This window comes from Kitasatospora sp. NPDC059803 (assembly GCF_042732255.1).
Lineage (GTDB): Bacteria > Actinomycetota > Actinomycetes > Streptomycetales > Streptomycetaceae > Kitasatospora.
The window spans coordinates 15,407-17,990 of record NZ_JBHWIJ010000122.1; the positions used below are offsets into that span (position 1 = coordinate 15,407).

At 78.1% G+C, this 2,584-nt stretch carries 2 protein-coding genes; one reads left to right on the plus strand and one right to left on the minus strand.

The annotated features are described in order from the left end of the window. The first annotated feature begins 211 nt into the window (after positions 1-211). Positions 212-1,546, plus strand: a complete 1,335-nt coding sequence (locus tag ACFV6I_RS20430) for a PLP-dependent aminotransferase family protein (RefSeq protein WP_380426774.1) — start codon at positions 212-214, stop codon at positions 1,544-1,546. A gap of 162 nt (positions 1,547-1,708) precedes the next feature. Here ACFV6I_RS20430 and ACFV6I_RS20435 read toward each other — a convergent pair. Then, positions 1,709-2,584 (minus strand): helix-turn-helix transcriptional regulator (locus ACFV6I_RS20435; protein ID WP_380426776.1); only part of this gene is annotated, 876 nt, incomplete at its 5' end.

Sequence of the window (2,584 nt, forward strand, 5' to 3'; positions counted from 1 at the left end):
CCCCGCTCGCAGCGGACGGTCATGCGGGGTGGACGGTCGCGCCTGGGCGCGCGCGACCGCAACGCGGCGGCCGCCCGCGCGGTGGCGGGCGCCCCCCCGGCGCCCCCCCGGTTGCGGACGGCACCGAGGCTAGGAACAACCCTCCAGGACAATCCAGTTATTGTCCTGGATACACCCTGGACCCTCATCGCCTCACGACGGCAGGTGCCGCATGCGACCGCCCTCCTACAAGGCCATCGTCGACGAGTACGCGGCGGCCATCCGCTCCGGCACGCTCCCGGCCGGCACCCGGCTGCCGACCCATCGGAGGCTCGCCCGCGAGCGGCGGATCGCCCTGGCCACCGCCACCCGCGTCTACACCGAACTCGCCGCCGCCGGGCTGGTGGTGGGGGAACAGGGCCGGGGGACCTTCGTCCGGACGCGCTCCGGCTACGACGGGATCGAGCCCTCGCGCGCGCTCCCGGTGCCCCGGGTCGCGGACCTGTCGTTCAACCAGCCGCTGGCCCCCGGGCAGGGGGACCTGCTCCGGCAGGCCCTGCGCACACTCGCCTCCTCCGGCGACGCCGAGGCGCTGCTGCGCCAGCACCCGCCAGGCGGCCACCGGCACGACCGGGCGGTGGTGGCCCGGTACCTGCTGGGGCGCGGCGTCGACACCGCCCCGGAGAACGTGCTGCTGACCAGCGGGGCGCAGCAGGCGCTCGACTGCGTGCTGCGCACGCTCACCCGGCCCGGCGACGTCCTCGCCGTCGACGCGCTCAGCTACCCGGGGGTGAAGCTGCTCGCCGCCGCCCACGGCCTCGACCTGGCGCCCGTCCCGGTCACCGCGACGGGACCGGACCTCGACGCGCTGGAGCGGCTGTGCCGCGCCCGGCCGGTCCGCGCGGTGTACACCATGCCCACCGTCCACAACCCGCTCGGCTGGGTGCTCGACCGGGCGCAGCGCGACCGGCTGGCCGCGATCGCCACCGCCCGCGGCTGCACGCTGATCGAGGACGGCACGTACGCCTTCCTGGAGACCTCGCCGCCCGCGCCGCTGCACGCGCTGGCGCCCGAACACACCTGCTACGTCGCCGGGTTGTCCAAGAACGTGGCCCCGGGCCTGCGGTTCGGCTTCGCCGTGCTGCCCGGGCGCCTGCTGCGGGCCGCGACCAGCAGCCTGCGCGCCGCGGCCTGGGGTGCGCCCGGGCTGGTGACGGCGCTGGCCACCGGCTGGCTCGCGGACGGCACGGTCGCCCGCCTGGAGCGGCACCGCCGCGCGGACGCCGCCGCCCGCCAGCGCATCGCCGCCACCGCCCTGGGCGGCCTGGACGTCACGGCGCACCCGGCCTCGTACCTGGTGTGGCTCGGCCTGGCGGAGCACCAGCGGCCCGACCGGGTCGCGGCCGTCCTCGCGGGCGAGGGGATCCTGGTGTCCACGGCGGACGCCTTCGCCACCGGCCCGCACCACCCCCGGGCCGTCCGGCTGGCGCTGGCCACGCCGCCGCTGGACGCGTTGGCGGGCGTGCTGGGGCGGCTGCGCGCGGCCGTCGAGGCGATCCCGCCGTGAGGACTCTCGCGGTGCACGGCCCGCAGGCCTGCCCGTAGCCCTGCCCGCTGTGGGACCGACCCGCCGCACCCGCAGCACCACCCGCACGAGAAGTCGGCCCGCCCGACGTCCTGCTCCGGTGTCCTGCTCCGACGTCCTGCTGCGGTGCCCGGCTCCGGCGCCCTACTCCTCCGCGCCGCCCCGCGCGGCCCGGGAGAACCGCGCGCCCCACTCCCCGACGAGGTCGAGCAGTTCGGGCGGGCCGAGGACGCGGAAGTCCGCGCCCAGCGAGCCGAGCGCCATGGCCGGCCAGTCCAGGGAGTCGGCGGTCATCTCCAGGTGGCAGCGCCCGGCGTCGACCTCCTCGACGGTGCCCCACCGGCCGACCTGTGCGCGGACGGTCGCGGCCGGGGCGTCCACCAGCGCCGTCACCCGGTACGGGCGCGGCACGCCGTTGAGACCGGCCCGGACGAACTCGGCGGCGTCGGCGGCGGGCAGCGAACGGGGCCCGAACCGGACGCCGCCGCCCTGCGGCGCGCTCAGCCGGTCGAGCCGGAAGGTGCGCCAGTCCTGCCGGTCGAGGTCGTAGGCGACCAGGTACCAGCGGCGGTGCAGGCAGACCAGCCGGTGCGGTTCGACCTGCCGTTCGGCGTGCCGACCGTCGGCGGCGGTGTAGGAGAAGCGCAGCCGCTCGGTGTCCCGGCAGGCCAGCGCGACCACGGTGAGCCGGTCCGGGTCGACGCCCGACCCGGCCGGGGCGCCCCCGCCGACGGGTACGGTCACCGCGCGCAGCGCCTCGACCCGGCGCCGCAGCCGGGCGGGCATCACCTGCACCACCTTGGCCAGCACCCGTACCGAGGCCTCGGCGATGCCCTCCACCGGGCTCTCCGCCGCGGCCTGGAGGCCCACGGCCAGGGCGACCGCCTCCTCGTCGTCGATCACCAGCGGGGGCAGCGCGGCGCCCCCCGGGGGGGGGGTGGCCCCCGCGCCCCCGCCCGCGGGCCGCCACCCGGGGAGCAGGTTAAACCCGACGGGGGTTGGGAGGGGCGCGGGGGGGGA

What these genes read in the sequence shown, in the direction of transcription:
- ACFV6I_RS20430 (WP_380426774.1), top strand. Translation starts at nt 212, where the DNA reads ATGCGACCGCCCTCCTACAAGGCCATCGTCGACGAGTACGCGGCGGCC.